Source organism: Meridianimarinicoccus sp. MJW13 (genome assembly GCF_014901205.1).
Taxonomy (GTDB): Bacteria; Pseudomonadota; Alphaproteobacteria; order Rhodobacterales; family Rhodobacteraceae; genus Meridianimarinicoccus.
The window spans coordinates 141239-159409 of record NZ_JACNMU010000008.1; the positions used below are offsets into that span (position 1 = coordinate 141239).

The following is an 18171-nucleotide window of genomic DNA, read 5'->3' on the forward strand; positions in this document are numbered from 1 at the left end:
GAGTGGAAGCGTCGGGGGAAGCGAATTTCAAACTGCAACTGTCACAAACTTTAGCGCCAAACCCGGCATCCAGCCAGATGGCAGTACAATTGCGTACATTTGGCTGAAACTTCGACAACATCTGCATGGCACACACTCCCCAACCTGACGTTTGGGAGGAATCACAATGCATAACGCGACCATCTACGAGCATGGTTTGGGCATGACACCGGCCAACTACGTCGCGCTGTCTCCGCTGAGCTTCATCGAGCGTACTGCTTCGATCTATCCTGATTATCCGGCGGTGGTTTATGGCGACGTGCGCCGCGACTGGCAGACCACCTATCACCGCTGCCGCCAACTGGCCGGCGCCTTGTCTGCACGCGGTGTGGGCGTGGGCGACACCGTCACGGTGGTTGCCGCCAATATCCCGGAAATGTTCGAAGCGCATTTTGGCGTACCGATGTCCGGCGCGGTGTTGAACACTGTCAACACACGGCTTGATTCCGAAGCGATTGCCTTCATCCTGAACCACGCCGAAACCAAGGTTCTTCTGGTCGATGTGGAATTTTCCGATGTCGTCGACCGCGCCGTCAAGATGTCCGGCCGCGACAACATCCTGGTGGTGGATATCGAGGATGCCACGTTTGACGGCGGGTCGCGGGTCGGCGCGCTTACCTACGAAGAACTGCTGTCCGAGGGCGACCCCGCTTTCGAATGGTCCCTGCCCGGCAACGAGTGGGACGCCATCAGCCTGAACTACACGTCGGGCACCACCGGTGATCCCAAGGGTGTGGTGTATCACCACCGCGGCGCGATGCTGAACGCGACCTCCAATATCGTCACCTGGGGTATGCCCCAGCATTCGCGGTATCTTTGGACGCTGCCGATGTTCCATTGCAATGGCTGGTGTTTCCCCTGGACCATCGCGGCGAACGCGGGCGTGTGCCTGTGCCTGCGTGCCGTGCGTGCCGAGCCGATCTACCAGTTGATCCGCGAGGAGAAAGCGACCCATTTCTGCGGTGCGCCGATCGTCCTGAACATGCTGGCCAACGCGCCGGACGCGCTCAAGGATTTCTCGCACGAGGTCAAGGTCATGACCGCCGGTGCCTCGCCGCCCGCCGCCGTGATCGAAAAAATGGAAGCCATGGGCATCGAGGTCACCCACGTCTACGGCCTGACCGAGACCTACGGGCCGTCGGTTGTCTGTGCCTGGAAAGACGAGTGGAACGGCCTGAACGCCGAAGCCAAGGCCAAGCTGAAATCGCGCCAGGGCGTGAAGAACCTGGCCCTTGACGGCTTGATGGTCGCCGACCCCGACAGCCTGAAGCCCGTGCCCCATGACGGCGAAACGCTGGGCGAGATCTTCATGCGCGGCAACAACGTGATGCGTGGCTACCTCAAGAACCCCAGCGCCACGCAGAAGTCGTTCAACGGCGGCTGGTTTGCTTCGGGCGACCTTGGCGTGATGCACCCCGACGGGTTCGTCGAACTCAAGGACCGGTCCAAGGACATCATCATTTCAGGCGGCGAGAACATCTCGTCGGTCGAAATCGAAGACGTGCTCTACAAGCATCCCGCAATTCTGGAGACCGCGGTTGTGGCACGCCCGGACGACAAATGGGGCGAAACACCTTGCGCCTTTGTCACCATCAAGCCCGGTGCAACCCTGGACGAGGCCGAAGTGATCGCCTTCTGCCGTCAGAACATGGCGACGTTCAAGGCTCCCAAGACCGTGGTGTTTGGGGAGCTGCCAAAGACGTCGACCGGCAAGATCCAGAAGTTCCTTCTTCGGGATCGCGCCCGCGCGCTCTGAAACAGAACCTCCCTGAACTGGGTGGAGTGTTTTCTCCCATTCGCTCCACCCATTTTTTTCAGAAAGAGAAACGATGACAAGCACGGCCCAATATATTCTTGAGACCGACAGCCTTTCCAAGGATTTCAAAGGCTTTACCGCGGTTGACAATGTGAATCTCAAGGTCAAGCGCCATGACATTCACGCCCTCATCGGCCCGAACGGTGCGGGAAAAACCACGGTCTTCAACCTGCTGACCAAGTTTCTGGTTCCGACACGCGGGACGATCAAGGTCAATGGTGCCGACATCACCTCCTCCAAACCCGCCGAGATTTCGCGCATGGGCGTGATCCGGTCGTTCCAGATCTCGGCCGTCTTTCCTCATATGACAGCGCGTGAAAACGTGCGTGTGGCCCTGCAGCGCAAGCTGGGAACCTCGTTCCATTTCTGGAAGCCGTTGTCGTCGCTGAACAAGCTGAATGACCGCGCTGACGAGTTGCTGCACATGGTGGGGCTGGAGCGTTTCACCGACTCGATCGTGGGAGACATGCCCTATGGCCGCAAACGCGCGCTGGAGATCGCGACGACGCTCGCTCTCGAACCCGAATTGATGCTGTTGGACGAACCGACCCAGGGCATGGGCCGCGAAGACGTGGAACGCATCACTGAACTCATCCGCAAAGTGTCGAAGGATCGCACGATCCTGATGGTCGAACACAACCTTGGCGTTGTGTCCACATTGTGTGACCGCATCACTGTTCTGCAACGCGGCGCCGTCCTGACCGAAGGAAACTACGAAGAAGTGTCGTCCGACGCGCGGGTCAAAGAAGCCTACATGGGGAAAGCGGCATGAACGTCTCTGTCCAGAACAACGAGATCGGCGGCCAGCACGCGTCCGAACTTATCGAAGAACTGCGCATCACCGACCTGCACGCCTTCTATGGCGAAGGTCATGCACTGCACGGCATCGATCTGACCGTGCACCAGGGCGAGTTGGTCACCCTTCTGGGCCGCAACGGATCGGGCCGCACCACCACGCTTCGCTCGGTTGTTGGTCTGATCGGCCATCGCACCGGTTCCATCGTTCTCAAGGGCGAGGAAGTCATCAATTCGCAGCCGCACACGATTGCGCGGCTTGGCGTCGGCTATTGCCCGGAAGAACGCGGCATTTTCTCAAGCCTGAACGTCGAGGAAAACCTGATGTTGCCACCCGCCATCGCGCCGGGCGGGATGTCGGTTGAAGAACTCTACGAGATGTTCCCCAACCTTGCCGAACGCCGCAAGAGTATGGGCACACGGCTGTCGGGTGGCGAACAGCAGATGCTGGCCATGGCCCGCATCTTGCGCACCGGCGCAACGCTTCTGCTGCTGGACGAAATCACCGAAGGGCTGGCCCCGGTGATCGTCGACAAGCTGGCCGAGATCCTGATCGAGCTGAAAAAGCGCGGCTACACCGTCGTACTGGTCGAACAGAACTTCCGCTTCGCCGCACCGCTCGCGGACCGGCATTTCATCATGGACCACGGCCATATCGTCGAGACCGTCGCAAAGGACGAACTCGAAACAAAGGCGCATGTCTTCGACCAATACCTGAGCGTTTGAACCATCACCCCAAGGAGGAATAATATGAACATTCTCACCAAACTCGCCGTTGGCGCGTCCGCGACCGCGATGATCGCGTCGGCGGCTGCCGCCGAAGTCAGCGATGGCAAGGTCAAGATCGGCGTTCTGACCGATATGTCCAGCACCTACTCGGACCTGGCCGGCAATGGCGCCGTCGTTGCCGCAGAAATGGCGATTGCGGATTTCGGTGGCACGGTTGCCGGTGCGCCGATCGAACTGATCTCTGCCGATCACCAGAACAAGGCTGACATCGCGGCCAACAAGGCGCGCCAGTGGGGTGACAGCGAAGAAGTCGACGTGTTCGCCGAACTGGTGACGACCTCGGTGGCCCTCGCGGTCTTCGAGATTGCAAAGCAGCAGAACAAGATCGCCCTCGTCTCGGGTGCCGCGTCTTCGCCGCTGACAAGCGATGCCTGCATCCCGACCGGCCTTCACTGGACCTACAACACCCGCGCTTTGGCCGTTGGTACCGGGTCTGCCGTGGTCAAGGAAGGTGGCGACACCTGGTATTTCCTGACCGCCGACTACGCATTCGGTGAAAGCCTCGAGCGTGACGTGGCTGCCGTTGTCGAAGCCGAAGGTGGCCAGGTTCTGGGGTCGATCAAGCACCCGTTCCCGTCGTCGGACTTCTCGTCGTTCGTTCTGCAGGCTCAGGCATCGGGCGCCAAGGTTGTCGGCCTTGCCAATGCGGGCGCGGACACCGTGAACGCGATCAAGGCCGCAAACGAATTCGGCCTGGTTGCCGCCGGTCAGTCCATTGCGGCGCTGTTGACCTTCATCACCGACATCCACGCGCTTGGCCTGGAAACCGCGCAGGGCATTCAGCTGACGACCGGCTTCTACTGGAACCTGAACGACGAAACCCGGGCTTGGTCCGCGCGCTTCAACGAGCAGACCGGCACCATGCCGACGATGGTTCAGGCCGGCGTCTATTCGTCTGTCATGCACTATCTGAAAGCCGTGGAAGCCGCTGGTACGGATGACACCGATACGGTTCTGGCAAAAATGCGCGAGATGCCGGTCAACGATTTCTTCGCCACCAACGGTCAGGTCCGCAGCGATGGACGCATGGTGCACGACATGTACCTTGCCCGCGTGAAATCCCCCGCCGAAAGCACCGGCCCGTGGGACTACTATGACATCGTTCGCACGATCCCCGGCGAAGAGGCCTTTGGCCCGCTGTCGGAAAGCAACTGCCCGACCAAGTAAGACCATACTTCGCCCGGGTTTCACCGCCCGGGCGACCCTCCCCACAATCAAGAGACAGGACGCCGCGAGATGCTCACCGACCTTCTTGGAATTCCGCCACAAGTGTTGTTCGGCCAACTGCTGCTGGGCTTGATCAACGGCGCATTTTACGCCGTGCTGTCACTTGGTCTCGCGGTTATTTTCGGACTATTGAATATCGTCAACTTCGCCCACGGCGCGCTTTACATGCTCGGGGCGTTCACGACTTTCTTCCTTGCGAAGTACATCGGCGTCGGCTACTGGGGCGCGCTGATCCTGGCGCCGCTGATCGTTGGAGCCCTGGGCATCCTGATCGAACGGTTCCTATTGCGGCGCCTGACAGGGGTCGATCACCTTTATGGCTTGCTGCTGACATTCGGCCTGGCGCTTGTGATCGAGGGCGTCTTTGTCAAGATGTTCGGAGCATCCGGCATCCCCTACCCCACGCCAGAGGCCCTCAAGGGCGGTGTCAATCTCGGGTTCATGTTCCTGCCGTACTACCGCGCCTGGGTTGTCGTAGCGTCGCTGATTGTCTGCGTTGCCACCTGGGCCCTGTTTGAACGCACGAAGATCGGTGCATATCTGCGCGCGGGCACCGAAAACCCGCAGCTGTTGCAGGCCTTCGGGGTGAACGTTCCGATCCTGACCACGCTTGCCTACGGTTACGGCGTTGCCTTGGCGGCCTTTGCCGGCGTGCTGGCCGCCCCCATCACCCAGGTCAGCCCGCTGATGGGATCCAACCTGATCATCGTGGTGTTCGCGGTTGTTGTGATTGGCGGCATGGGGTCGATCGTTGGCGCGGTCGTGACCGGGCTGGCCATGGGCGTCGTCGAAGGTCTGACCAAGGTCTTCTGGCCCGAAGCCTCTGCCACCGTGATCTTCCTTGTAATGGCCATCGTGCTGGTTCTGCGCCCTGCAGGCCTGTTTGGCAAAACTGCGTGAGGTGCATGAGATGAATACGAAAGTTGGATACGGTATCGCCCTGGCACTGCTGCTGGTCGCGCCGTTCTTGATCTACCCCGTCTTCCTGATGAAGCTTCTGTGCTTCGCGCTGTTCGCCTGTGCCTTCAACCTGATCCTGGGATACGGCGGTCTGCTGAGCTTTGGTCATGCCGCGTTCTTTGGTGGGGCGGCCTATATCACCGGCCACGCAATCAAGATCTGGGGCCTGCCCACGGAACTTGGCCTGCTGGTCGGGGCCGGCTCGGCGGCCGCGCTTGGCTATCTGATCGGCCTGCTGGCGATCCGCCGTCAGGGGATCTACTTCGCAATGATCACGCTGGCGCTGGCGCAGATGGTGTATTTCATCTTCACAAGTGCCGGCTTCACGGGGGGCGAGAACGGCTTGCAGGGCGTGCCGCGTGGGTATGCACTGGGCATCTTCGATCTGCAGAACAACCTGACGATGTACTACTTCGTCCTGGCGGTTTTCGTGATCGGCTTCCTGATCATCGCACGGGCCGTGCATTCGCCGTTCGGCCAGATCCTTGGCGCAATCCGCGACAATGAGGACCGGGCCACGTCGCTGGGCTATGACGTCGATCGCTACAAGCATCTGGCCTTCGTTCTGTCCGCCGGCCTGGCTGGCCTTGCCGGAGCCACCAAGACGGTCGTGTTTCAGCTCGCGTCCCTGACCGATGTGCATTGGCACACCTCTGGCGAGGTGGTGTTGATGACCCTGCTGGGCGGTCTGGGCACCATCGCGGGACCGGTCGTCGGGGCTGGCGTGATCGTCACGCTGCAAAACTACCTTGCTTCCGGTCCGCTTGGCGCCTGGGTGCCCGTGGTGCTGGGCACGATCTTTGTGGTCTGCGTCCTGGCCTTCCGCCGCGGGATCGTCGGCGAATTGCACGCCCTGCTGAAAAAGTCCTTCTGACAAAAGGCGGCGCGCTTGGCTGCGCGCTGCCCCCAAGCTTGCGGAGATGAGAAATGAAGATCCTCGTACCAGTCAAACGCGTGATCGACTACAACGTGAAGGTTCGCGTCAAGGCAGACGGCAGCGGCGTCGACCTCGCCAACGTCAAGATGTCGATGAACCCCTTTGACGAAATTGCCGTCGAAGAGGCAATCCGCCTGAGGGAAGCAGGACTGGTGGACGAAATCGTCGTCGTTTCAATCGGCGTCAAGCAGGCGCAGGAAACCCTGCGCACCGCATTGGCAATGGGGGCGGATCGCGCCATCCTGGTGCTTGCCGCGGATGACGTGCACACAGATCTGGAACCGCTGGCGGTGGCCAAGATCCTTGCCAGGGTCGTCGAAGAGGAAGCCCCCGGTCTCGTGCTGTGTGGCAAGCAGGCCATCGACAACGACATGAACGCCACCGGCCAGATGCTGTCGGCCCTGCTGGGCTGGAGCCAGGCCACCTTTGCTTCCAAGATCGAGATCGAAGGCGACAGCGCCAAGGTCACCCGTGAAGTCGACGGCGGACTTCAGACCATCAGCGTCGCCATGCCGACCGTGGTCACGGTTGATCTGCGCCTGAACGAACCGCGCTATGCCTCGTTGCCCAACATCATGAAGGCAAAGAAAAAGCCGTTGGTTGAAAAGACCGCTGCCGACTACGGCATCGACGTCGCACCGCGGCTTGAAATCCTGAAAACCGAAGAGCCAGCCGCACGGGCGGCAGGCGAGATTGTCTGCTCGGTCGATGAACTGGTGGCGAAACTCAAAGATGCGGGAGCTGTGTAATGGCTGTTCTTCTTTTGGCTGAAGTGAATGACGGTGTATTGGCCCTGGATGCCACGGCCAAGGCTGTCACGGCCGCGGCGCTGTTGGGACCGGTCACTGTGCTTTGCGCGGGGGGCTCTGCAAGCGGGGCTGCCAATGACGCCGCGAAAATCGCTGGGGTCGCCAAGGTCCTGTGCGCCGAAGACGCGGCACTTGGGCACCGGTTGGCGGAAAGCACGGCGGCCCTGATTCTGGGGCTTGCCGGTGACTACAGCCACATCGTCGCCCCTGCGACCACCGACGCCAAGAACATCCTGCCGCGCGTGGCCGCGCTGTTGGATGTGATGGTCATCTCTGATGCGTCCGGCGTCGTGGACGGCGACACATTCGAACGGCCCGTCTATGCAGGCAACGCGGTTCAGACCGTGAAGTCGACCGATGCAACCAAGGTTGTCACGTTCCGCACATCGACGTTCGACGCTGCCGGCGAACAGCCCGCAGCCCCGATCGACACCGTCGCCGCCGCCGCTGATGCCGGGCTTTCGACATGGGTCGAAGACAAGCTTGCAGAAAGCGACCGTCCCGAACTGACATCCGCGGGTGTTGTTGTGTCAGGCGGGCGTGGTGTTGGCTCCGAGGAAGACTTCAAGATCATCGAAGCGCTGGCGGACAAGCTGGGCGCGGCGGTGGGGGCCTCGCGCGCCGCAGTTGATTCCGGTTTCGCGCCGAATGACTGGCAGGTGGGTCAGACCGGCAAGGTCGTCGCACCGGATCTTTACATTGCCGTGGGCATTTCCGGGGCCATCCAGCACCTCGCGGGCATGAAGGACAGCAAGATCATTGTCGCCATCAACAAGGACGAAGAAGCCCCGATCTTTCAGGTCGCGGACTACGGACTGGTTGCCGACCTGTTCGATGCCGTGCCCGCCCTTACCGAAAAGCTGTAAACAGGAGTTCCTGAGATGACCTATGCCGCCCCCATTCAGGATATGCGTTTCGTGTTGCACAACCTGTGCAACCTTGACGAAATCGCGCAGCTGCCAGCCCTGGAAGATGCGACGCCGGACATGATCGACGCCATTCTGGACGAAGCCGCAAAATACGCCGGTCAGCAGCTTTCGCCGCTGAACGGCGTCGGTGACCAGGCCGGGCTGGGGTTCGACAACGGCAAGGTCACAATGCCCGAGGGTTGGGCGGCGGCCTATGAAACGCTGGTCGAAATGGGGTGGAACAGCCCTTCGGCAAACCCGGAACATGGCGGCATGGGGCTGCCCTATGTGGTGAATGCCTGCATTCAGGAAATGTTCCAGGGCGCGAACATGGCGTTCCAACTGTGTCCGATGCTGACCCAGGGGGCGATCGAGGCGCTTGAAGGATATGCATCCGAGGAGCTGAAGAACACCTATTTGCCAAAGCTGGTGACGGGCGAATGGACCGGCACCATGAATCTGACCGAACCGCAGGCGGGATCGGACCTGGCGGCGATCCGGTCCAAGGCCACCCCCGAGGGCGACCACTATCGCATCAAGGGTCAGAAAATCTTCATCACCCACGGTGAACACGACATGACCGACAACATCATCCATCTGGTGTTGGCGCGGCTGCCGGATGCACCGGCGGGGGTCAAGGGGATCTCTCTGTTCCTGGTTCCCAAACTCCTGCTTGATGCCGATGGGGCGCCGGGCGCGGCCAATGACCTGCGCTGCGTGTCCATCGAACACAAGCTGGGCATTCACGCCAGCCCCACATGTTCGCTTTCCTTTGGCGACACTGACGGCGCGATTGGCTATCTGATCGGCGAACCGAACCGCGGACTTGAGTACATGTTCGCCATGATGAACAACGCGCGTCTGAACGTGGGGTTGCAGGGCATCGGTGTGGCCGAACATGCGCTTCAGGACGCCGCGCGCTATGCGGCCGAACGCAAGCAAGGCGGCGCCCCCGGTGTCGACGGCAGTGCGCCGATCATCCTGCACCCCGACATTCGCCGGATGCTGGGCATCATGAAAAGCCGCACCGAAGCGGCACGGATCATCGCCTACCGGGCGGCCGCCTCGCTTGACTTTGCCCACCGCGCAACCGATCCCGACACCCGTGCCTTTCATCAGCGCCGTGTCGATTTGCTTATCCCGGTGGTCAAAGGCGGATCGACAGAAATGTCGGTCCAGGTCGCATCACTGGGCGTGCAGGTCCACGGTGGCATGGGCTATGTCGAGGAAACGGGCGTCGCCCAGCATTTCCGCGATGCACGGATCACCACGATCTACGAAGGCACGACCGGAATTCAGGCGCTTGACCTGATCGGGCGCAAGATCCTGCGCGACAAGGGGGCCGCTGTGGCCGAACTTGTCCGCGACATGCGCGCCAGTGCAGAGGCGCTCCAGTCCGCAACCGGCAATGCCGCCGATTGGAAAACACTGTCTGACGCAGTGTCTCAGGGCGTTGAAGCCGTGGAGGCGGCAACCGCCTGGCTTCTGGTAAGCGCCAAGGATGCGCCCGGCGCGCCCCTGGCCTCGGCGGTCAATGTGCTGGAGGTCTTCAACATCGCGCTTGGCGCCTGGGCGATGGGCGATGCCGCGCTGGCAGCGGCCAGGCAGATAGCCGATGGCGAAAATGTGGCGGGTGCACAAAGCAAGATTCGCCTGGCCGAATTCTATGCCCGCCAGGTTTTTCCCGAAGCGCAGGCGCGTCTGACTGCAACGATGCACGGCGCGGACGCAGTGCTTGGCTTGTCGCCGGAAGACCTCCTGCAAGAGGTGTGAGGCTCCCAACGCCTGACCGGCGCCGGTCTTTGCACAGGCGCCGGCAATGAGGTGTCAGCGCAAGGCAGTCTCAAGTGCATGGTGCGTGGCTTGTGTAATGGGGCGCGCTGCTGCGATTGCTCGGTCCGACGTCGATGCCGGCCCGAGCAGGACGCCTGTCTTGCTGGTGTGCAGTAGAAATCCGTGATCCCGCTGGTTTTTCGGTCACGGCCGAGGGGAAACCGGTCTATGTAGGGTGCGTGAACACACGCACCTTCCGAGCGACCAGGTTGTTCCGCCGACCAGAAAACGTCGCACCCCGATGCCGCCAGAGACCCTTGATGCGCAAAGCCCCAAAAACATCGCGAACGCGCCGGATATTCTTGTTCACACCCTTGTTCCTGGCCACAATTCTGGCCGCAAATCTGTCGCTCGGCGTGCTGGACGGGGGGCTTTCCGGGGCGAACCTTGAAAAATTCGGGGTTAGTCTTGCCAGCCTGCAGAACGGGGAATGGCTTCGCCTTCTGACCGGGTCTTTCATCTCGCGCGATGCGGACATGTTGCTTCGCCAGCTCTTTCTTGCCGCAATTTCCATCGGTTGGTTCGAATGGCGATACGGTCCGTTGCGCGCGGGCGCCATGTTCTTTCTGCTTGATATCCTTGGCACACTCCTGCTGATGTTCGGCGTCATCTACCTGATCCAACACCTGAACTTGGACGGCGTGGCCGAGCTTCCAACCACTTTCGACGTCGGCATGTCCGCAGGCGGATTCGGCCTGATAGGGGCAAGCCTGTTTCACTTGCGCTGGCGGGGCCGCGCCATGGCCATCGGACTGGCTGTTCTGGTCGTGAAGCTTCTCACCTTCCCCGAACCGATCGCCGACATTGCACACCTGATCATGCTGCCGTTCGGCTTTCTGGTGGAAGCTCTGGTCTCGCGGTTAATTGCCCCGAAGCCTGACAGCACCAGGTGACATGTTCCATCCGCACCAGGCGGCCTAGCCGCGCGGAGTTTCTAAAGCTAGGGTCGGCCTTGCGGACACTTTCAGCAAGGTCCCGGATTTGGGTGGAGGCAACCAGGTAGTGGCGTTTTTATCGAGGTTCATTGTCCTGACCATCCTGGCCATCGGGGTGGTGATCCATCCCGATCTGGCCGCGGCAGACGCCTCTTTCTGGACGCCCGCGGGCCCCGTCGCGGCAGACCAGAAGGCGCATTTCATTCGCGTCACCCTGCTGACGATGGTGGCCGTGGTGCCGGTACTTGTTCTGGTGCCGCTGATGCTCTGGCGCTATCGCTACAGAAACACCAAGGCGAAATTCACGCCTGACTGGGAATATTCCGGCCCGCTCGATCTGTTGATGTGGGGTGTCCCCGTGGTCATCGTTGCCGTGCTGTCGGTGCAGCTTTGGCAAAGCGTCAAAAGACTGGATCCCTACCGGCCCGTCGATACATCAACACCGATCCTGCATGTTCAGGTTGTTGGTCTCGACTGGAAATGGCTGTTCGTCTACCCCGACCTCGGCATCGCGAGCATCGGCGAACTGGCGTTTCCGACCAATCGGCAGGTGGGCCTTTCCCTGACGTCCGATACGGTGATGCAATCCTTCGTTGTCAGCGCACTGGCGGGGCAGATCTACGTCATGCCGGGCATGACAACGAACCTGCACCTTGAAGCAGATGCGCCTGGACGCTTTCAGGGCCAGAACACCCAGTTCAACGGGGAGGGGTTCACCCAACAGAAGTTCGATGCCATCGGCATGTCCGAACAGGCATTCGAACACTGGGTTGCTTCGGTGCGCGACACCGGCGTTCCCCTGGATCCGGCCAGTTACGAGGTCGTCAGCGCAAGATCCACACAGGCAGAGGCGCGTGGCGTTCTCGGCACGGATGCAATGCCGGACGATGCGCTTTATTTTTCGTCTGTCCCGGATGATTTCTTCAACTCGATTGTGGCGCGATATCACGCTGGCGTCGCCGTATCGGCGGCACACCAACCCGGCGCCCCTGCCCCGTTGGAGGCTGGTACCCGATGAATTTGCAAGACATTGCCCTAGGACGGCTCGACTGGAACGCGCTGCCCATCCTCAAGGCCATCGAAAATCCGACAGCCAGTGAACTGATCGGCGGCGGGGCTGCCGGGGTCGTCATTGTCGGGGGTCTTGCTGTCGTGATCCTCATCACATGGTGCGGCTGGTGGCGGCCGTTGTGGAAAGACTGGCTGACCAGCGTCGATCACAAGCGTATCGGGATCATGTATATCGTGCTGTCGATGATCATGCTCACGCGCGGGGTGATCGAAGGCGCGTTGATGCGGACCCAGCAGGCTTTCGGTCTGGACGGCGGTTTTCTGGCGCCGGACCATTTTGCCGAGCTGTTCAGCACCCATGGCACGATCATGATCTTCTTTGTCGCCATGCCCTTCGTGTCGGGGTTCATCAACTACATCATGCCGCTGCAGATCGGCGCACGCGACATGTCCTTCCCGGTGATGAACCAGATCAGTCTGGGCCTGACCGCGGCGGGGGCGGCGTTGATCATGATTTCGCTGGTGATCGGGCAATTCTCGACCGGCGGCTGGACGGCCTATCCGCCCTACACGGGCAAGGTCTTCAATCCCGGTGTCGGGCCGGACTACTGGATCTGGTCGGTTGGCATCGCGGGGATCGGATCGACCCTGTCCGGCATCAATTTCGCCGTGACAATCTATAAAGAGCGCGCGCCGGGGATGACCCTGTTCCGGATGCCCCTGTTCACCTGGACCGTCCTGTGCGCCGCGATCATCCTGATATTCGCCATGCCACCGCTGACCGTGGCGACGCTGATGCTGGCCGCTGACCGCTATCTGGATTTTCACTTCTTCACCAACGACCTGGGCGGCAACATGATGAACTATGCCAACCTGTTCTGGCTGTTCGGTCATCCCGAGGTCTATCTTCTGGTGCTGCCCGCCTATGGCATCTTCTCCGAGGTGATCGCGACCTTCTCGGGCAAGCGGCTTTATGGCTATGCGTCGCTGGTCTATGCCTCTCTGGCGATTTCCATTCTCAGCTTCACGGTCTGGCTGCACCATTTCTTCACCATGGGTCAGGGCGCCAACGTCAATATCGCCTTCGGCATCGCCACGATGTTCATCGCGGTGCCCACGGGCGTGAAGGTCTATGACTGGATGGCGACCATGTTCCGCGGGCGCATCCGGTTCTCGGTGCCCATGCTCTATGCAACCGGGTTCCTGATCCTCTTCGTCATCGGCGGGCTGACCGGGGTGATCCTGGCCAACCCGACCATCGACTACCAGGTCCACAATTCCGTGTTCCTGGTGGCTCATTTCCACAACGTCTTGATCCCCGGCGTGCTGTTCGGGCTGCTGGCCGGGTATCACTACTGGTTCCCCAAGGCCTTCGGATTCCGGTTGCACGAAGGCTGGGGGTTTGTTGCCGCCACCCTGTGGATCGTGGGTTTTGCGGTCACCTTCTTCCCGCTCTACGTGCTGGGGATCATGGGGCTGCCGCGCCGGTCGTTCAGCTATCAGGAGGCCGCCTTCGACCCTTTCACCCTTGTGGCCATGTGCGGCGCGGGTCTGATCCTCTCGGCTCTTGCAACGCTTGTCATCCAACTGTGGGTCAGCGTCCGGGGCCGGGACAGCCTGCGGGTGCCAGTGGGTGATCCCTGGAACGGGCGCACCCTGGAATGGGCGACGTCGTCCCCGCCCCCGGAGTATAATTTCGCCGTCCTTCCGCAGGTGACGACGCGTGACGAATTCGCGATGTCGAAAGCCAATGGAACCGCCTTCCCGACCCCGGATCGTTTCGCGGACATCACCATGCCCCGCAACACCGCGCTGGGGATGATCATGTGCATCGGCGGCACGCTTTTCGGGTTCGCGCTGGTCTGGCACATCTGGTGGCTGGCGCTGGTGGCGCTGGTGACCATGCTGGGGTCATGGGTGGCAGGAACCTTCAGGACAGACCGTCACCGGACCATCCCCGCCGCCCAGGTGGCCGCGACCCACGTGGCTTGGCTGGAACAGGTGGCCACGGCCACGCCGACCACACGCGACAGCGAGGCCTCTTCGCGCAACACCGGCCGCGCCGCGCTGGACCTGCCGGAGATCTCTGCATGACGGCTCAAACAAGCTCTCACCCCGGTATGAACCTTGGCGATCACCACGGAGAGGCCCACCGGACGGCCGAGACACTGGTGTTCGGTTTCTGGGTCTTCCTGATGAGCGATCTGATTATCTTTGGTCTGATGTTCGCCACCTATGTCACCATGCTCAACCCGATGGGCATGGCGGGTGGCCCCGGCCCCAAGGATCTTTTCGACCTGAACAGCGCCTTCATCCAGACGATGTTGCTGCTGACCAGCAGTTTTACCTTCGGCATGGCCTCGCTGGCATTGCGGCATGAGCAGGGCAAAGGCCCGCTGATCTTGTGGCTGATCGTAACCCTGTGCCTTGGCCTTGCATTCCTGGGGTTCGAACTGAGCGATTTCTCGAAGATGCTGGCGGCGGGGGCCACCCCGGCGCGCAGCGGTTTCCTGTCGGCGTTCTTCGGACTGGTGCCCCTGCACGGCCTTCATGTCACGGCGGGTCTGATCTGGCTGATCATCATGCTGATCCAGATCGGCACCCTTGGCCTTGTCTCCCCGGTCAAGACACGGCTGCTGCGGCTGGGACTGTTCTGGCACTTCCTCGACATCATCTGGATCGGGATATTCTCGGTCGTCTACCTTTGGGGGCTTGCCTGATGCAGCATCCACCGGATTTCAAAAAGGAACGCCGCGCCTATCTGGTCGGCTTTGTCATCGCGCTTGGCTTGACGCTTTTGCCGTTCTGGGCGGTTGCCGCCCCCTGGGCGTCGCGGAGCCTGATCATCTGGGCGATCGCGGTCTGTGCGGTCATTCAGATCCTCGCCCAGTTCAGGTACTTCCTGCACATCAACCTGAGCCGGCAGAAACGCGAAGACCTGCAGCTTATCCTGTTCGCCACGCTGATCGTCATCATCATGATGGCGGGCACGATCTGGATCATGGCGAACCTTGCGATGCGCATGATGTAGTTTCGGTCATTCAGGCGGGGCAGACCGGAATACAGAAATCGGATGGCCCGGCCCGAAGGCGCGCGGACCTTCGGGACTATGCCTGGCCTTTGCCGGGTACCGCCGGGAACGCAAGCTTCACGATTAGGCCCGGATGGTTGTCGCCAAGCTCAAGCCTGGCGTCGTGAAGGTCGGCGATGACCGCAACCAGGCTAAGGCCCAGACCGCTGCCCGGCGTCGTGCGGCTTTGTTCAAGGCGATAAAGCCGCCGCAGCACCTTGTCCCTTTCCTGTGTCGGGATGCCGGGACCATCGTCTGCAACGCTCAACGTCACCGACGTGGCGGTCTTGCGCAGGGCCACAGCGATGCCGGACCCTGTCGGCGTGTGGCGCAGTGCATTTTCAATCAGGTTGGCCAGCACCTGCCCCAGCAAGACCTTGTCGCCAAGGACTTCGACGGCGCCGTTGTGCGTGTTCGACAGGGTCAGCGCATGGCCGCTTTCCTCGGCCGACGGTTCGTAGACCTCAACAAGCGTCGCAGCGAGCGCCCCCAGATCTACCGGCTGAAACCTGTTCCTGGGGCTGCCGCCCTCGATCTGCGCAATTTGCAACAGGGACTGGAACGTGGCGACGATCCCGGCGGTTTCCTGACCCGCCTGGTCAAGTGTGGTCCCGATCTCGTCGGGCAGGTTCGGCAGTTCGCGGGCGCGGTTCAGCAGCACGGCAACCCGTTGGATCGGGGTCTTGAGGTCATGCGCGATGTCCGCCGAGACCTGCCGCAGCGCATTGGTCGAGGATTGCTGCGCCGCCGCCATGCGATCGACCTGAACAGAAATGGTGGACAGGTCGTCCGCGCGACCGGGCATCTTGCCCACCCGTGCGGACAGGTCGCCGTCGGTGAGCCGTTCCAATGTCCGCCCGACTGCTTCGATGCGCCGCCCGCTGCGCCGGGAAATCACCAGCCCCGCCGCAAGTGCGATGGCCGTGGTGGGCAAGACGCTGAGCAGCAGGATGTTGAGAAACAGCTCGCCCAGTTCCTCGATCTGCTCGCGGCTGTTCGCGATCGTCAGCTGGCCGCCATGCAGGTTGGCCGTCAAGGCAAGATAGGGGTCCTCGGACAGATCCTCTCCTTCCGGAAAGGACAGGACGCGAAATCCCTCGCCGGACTTTGAAATCACGCCATTGCCGAAGTACCTGCCGTCGGGGGAACGATAGCTGAGAATGCGCCGCTCCGGATCCGTGGCCGCGCCCTGGGCCGAGATCAGCTGCGCCAGCGCGCCCGCCGAGGGGGCGGCCTGAAAGCCGGCCAGTTCCTGACGCAGATCGGTCTCCATCGTCGTTTGAAACGAGTCCCGGATGATCAGGTAGGAGGCCCCGAGGCTGAGAAGGCTCACCACCGCGAACAGAATGACCAGCGCCACGGCAAGACGCAGCGGCGTGGATTGCACCAGCGCGCGTGCTCTGTCCTTCGGTGTCGTCATTCTTCGATCCGGTAGCCGGATCCCCGGACCGTCTTGATCAATTCCGTCTCGAACGGTTTGTCGACCTTGGCCCGCAACCGGCTGACATGTGTTTCGACGACGTTGGTCTGCGGATCAAAGCTGATATCCCAGACCGCTTCCAGCAGCATGGTCCGGGTCTGCACCCTGCCCTTGCGGCGCAGCAGATGTTCCAGAAGTGCGAATTCCCTCGGCAAAAGGTCGATGGGTTGTCCTGACCGCGTGACCTTGCGGCGGACAAGATCCATTTCCAGATCGCCGGCGCGCAGGACCGTTTCTTCCTGCGTCGCCCGCGGTCGGCGGGCCAGCGCCGCAACGCGCGCCGACAGTTCCCCGAATGCGAAGGGCTTCACAAGATAGTCGTCGCCGCCAGCATTCAGGCCCTCGATACGGTCGTCGACGCCCCCCAGAGAGGTCAGGAACAGCACCGGGGTCTGGTTTCTGGCACCGCGCAGCGTTTTCACGACCGACACGCCGTCCAGCCCCGGCAACATCCGATCAACGATCAGAAGGTCGTAGTCGGTCGTGCTGGCCTGCAACAGCGCGTCCTTGCCGTCGGTCATCAAATCCACGGTATGGCCTTCTTCGCGAAGCCCATCGGCAACGTAGGTGCCGGTCGTCTTGTCGTCTTCGATGACCAGGATTTTCATTCTGCGCGTCCATGTTTTCTGGTGGCCGCCTGCAAGGCCACCAGCATTCTTGCATCTTGGTCAGAGGTTTGCGACCTACTTCTCGTCGTCGGCCTCGACGGTCATCGTCCCGTCCGCCAGCGTGTAGTAGACGTCCTGTTCGGTGCCATCTGCCATCAGGATTTCGAATTCGACAACGCTGTTGGCCGGGGCATCGTCATCGAATTCAGCCTCTGTGACCTTGCCGCCGGTTTTCGCTTCGACCTCTGCCAACACGGCGGCAACTTCGGGATTGGCGGTCAGGAACTGCTTCAGTTCTTCCGCCGATTTCGCGTCCGAACCGGACGAGGCGTATGCCATCGATCCGGCAAGGACCGACAGGCCGAGCAGGCCGGCGGTTGCGGCGCGGGCGAGTTTGGTGCGTTTCATGGTGGTCTCCTTGGTGTCCGGGCGGGATCATCCCGTCCGATGAAACAGATCTATGGCATCCGCATGGCCCGCGCCTGACCGTCGCATTACAACCCTGTAAGGTGCGGATGACGCTGGCGACGGAGCAACGACCATGCTGCCGGGAGCCTCTGGTTCCCACGATTCAAGGCATGCCGGGCCCCATGGGGCCCCTTCGGTGCAGGGTCGCCATGGGGTCGCCGGTTGGTCGGCTGTGCTGCCGTCAATATCCTGCGCACGAACGAAAAACGGCGGGGATTTCCCCGCCACCACCCTGCCAACAGAATGGGCCTCAAGCCGATGCGGGATGGCCCGCGAAGGCCTCATCCCGCGCGGTATCCGCGCGCTTTTCAGCCTCGGCAAGGATCCGCGGTCCCGCCAGACGCAAGGCCAGCGCAAGTGCGCCCCCCAGCACGATTGCGAAACCGATCGCCATGATCCCGAAGCCGAAACCGGCGAAAACGATCAGGGCCAGAAGCGTGCTTGCCAGAAGTGATTTGATACGTTGCATGTGTCAGGTCTCCTTGT

At 61.4% G+C, this 18171-nt stretch carries 18 protein-coding genes; 14 read left to right on the plus strand and 4 right to left on the minus strand.

What is annotated here, in order from left to right; translation table 11 throughout:
* Positions 1-166: 166 nt before the first annotated feature.
* The 14 genes from H8B03_RS15370 to cyoD all read left to right on the plus strand — a co-directional run bounded on the left by H8B03_RS15370 (position 167) and on the right by cyoD (position 15090).
* A complete protein-coding gene (locus H8B03_RS15370) occupies positions 167-1795 on the plus strand; it encodes an acyl-CoA synthetase (protein ID WP_193142766.1) in 1629 nt (542 codons plus the stop codon).
* Positions 1796-1868: 73 nt separating this feature from the next.
* Positions 1869-2627, plus strand: coding sequence for an ABC transporter ATP-binding protein (locus tag H8B03_RS15375; protein ID WP_193142767.1), 759 nt, complete (start codon positions 1869-1871; stop codon positions 2625-2627).
* Positions 2624-3376 (plus strand): ABC transporter ATP-binding protein, encoded by a 753-nt coding sequence (locus H8B03_RS15380; protein ID WP_193142768.1) that lies wholly within the window; start codon positions 2624-2626, stop codon positions 3374-3376. The genes H8B03_RS15375 and H8B03_RS15380 overlap by 4 nt, the downstream gene beginning before the upstream one ends.
* 24 nt (positions 3377-3400) lie before the next feature.
* Complete coding sequence (locus tag H8B03_RS15385) at positions 3401-4606, plus strand: ABC transporter substrate-binding protein (protein WP_193142769.1); 1206 nt, start codon at positions 3401-3403, stop codon at positions 4604-4606.
* Between the two features lie 69 nt (positions 4607-4675).
* Complete coding sequence (locus H8B03_RS15390; protein ID WP_193142770.1) at positions 4676-5566, plus strand: branched-chain amino acid ABC transporter permease; 891 nt, start codon at positions 4676-4678, stop codon at positions 5564-5566.
* Positions 5567-5576: 10 nt separating this feature from the next.
* Positions 5577-6500 carry a branched-chain amino acid ABC transporter permease gene (locus H8B03_RS15395; protein ID WP_193142771.1) on the plus strand — a complete coding sequence of 308 codons (924 nt, stop codon included), beginning with the start codon at positions 5577-5579 and terminating at the stop codon, positions 6498-6500.
* A 53-nt stretch (positions 6501-6553) separates the two neighbouring features.
* Entirely contained in the window at positions 6554-7312 is a 759-nt protein-coding gene (locus H8B03_RS15400) for an electron transfer flavoprotein subunit beta/FixA family protein (protein WP_193142772.1), read from the plus strand.
* Complete coding sequence (locus H8B03_RS15405; protein WP_193142773.1) at positions 7312-8238, plus strand: electron transfer flavoprotein subunit alpha/FixB family protein; 927 nt, start codon at positions 7312-7314, stop codon at positions 8236-8238. The genes H8B03_RS15400 and H8B03_RS15405 overlap by 1 nt, the downstream gene beginning before the upstream one ends.
* A gap of 15 nt (positions 8239-8253) precedes the next feature.
* On the plus strand, positions 8254-10053 hold the full coding sequence (locus tag H8B03_RS15410) for an acyl-CoA dehydrogenase (protein ID WP_193142774.1): 1800 nt from the start codon (positions 8254-8256) through the stop codon (positions 10051-10053).
* Between the two features lie 320 nt (positions 10054-10373).
* Positions 10374-11006, plus strand: a complete 633-nt coding sequence (locus H8B03_RS15415) for a hypothetical protein (protein WP_193142775.1) — start codon at positions 10374-10376, stop codon at positions 11004-11006.
* Positions 11007-11094: 88 nt separating this feature from the next.
* Positions 11095-12066, plus strand: coding sequence for a cytochrome ubiquinol oxidase subunit II (locus H8B03_RS15420; RefSeq protein WP_193142776.1), 972 nt, complete (start codon positions 11095-11097; stop codon positions 12064-12066).
* Positions 12063-14153: a cbb3-type cytochrome c oxidase subunit I gene (locus H8B03_RS15425; protein WP_193142777.1), complete on the plus strand. Its 2091-nt coding sequence runs from the start codon at positions 12063-12065 to the stop codon at positions 14151-14153. Before H8B03_RS15420 ends, H8B03_RS15425 begins: the two co-directional genes overlap by 4 nt.
* A complete protein-coding gene (locus tag H8B03_RS15430; protein ID WP_193142778.1) occupies positions 14150-14779 on the plus strand; it encodes a cytochrome (ubi)quinol oxidase subunit III in 630 nt (209 codons plus the stop codon). The genes H8B03_RS15425 and H8B03_RS15430 overlap by 4 nt, the downstream gene beginning before the upstream one ends.
* Positions 14779-15090, plus strand: a complete 312-nt coding sequence (gene cyoD, locus H8B03_RS15435; RefSeq protein WP_193142779.1) for a cytochrome o ubiquinol oxidase subunit IV — start codon at positions 14779-14781, stop codon at positions 15088-15090. The genes H8B03_RS15430 and cyoD overlap by 1 nt, the downstream gene beginning before the upstream one ends.
* Positions 15091-15166: 76 nt before the next feature.
* Here cyoD and H8B03_RS15440 read toward each other — a convergent pair whose 3' ends face one another.
* The 4 genes from H8B03_RS15440 to H8B03_RS15455 form a co-directional block, all read right to left on the minus strand.
* Entirely contained in the window at positions 15167-16549 is a 1383-nt protein-coding gene (locus H8B03_RS15440; RefSeq protein WP_193142780.1) for a HAMP domain-containing sensor histidine kinase, read from the minus strand.
* The gene (locus H8B03_RS15445) at positions 16546-17217 is read right to left on the minus strand and encodes a response regulator transcription factor (protein ID WP_193142781.1); all 672 of its coding nucleotides are present in this window, start codon (positions 17215-17217) and stop codon (positions 16546-16548) included. The genes H8B03_RS15440 and H8B03_RS15445 overlap by 4 nt, the downstream gene beginning before the upstream one ends.
* Before the next feature lie 75 nt (positions 17218-17292).
* The gene (locus tag H8B03_RS15450; protein ID WP_193142782.1) at positions 17293-17625 is read right to left on the minus strand and encodes a PepSY domain-containing protein; all 333 of its coding nucleotides are present in this window, start codon (positions 17623-17625) and stop codon (positions 17293-17295) included.
* 310 nt (positions 17626-17935) lie between these two features.
* Positions 17936-18154: a hypothetical protein gene (locus tag H8B03_RS15455; RefSeq protein ID WP_193142783.1), complete on the minus strand. Its 219-nt coding sequence runs from the start codon at positions 18152-18154 to the stop codon at positions 17936-17938.
* Positions 18155-18171: the final 17 nt, after the last annotated feature.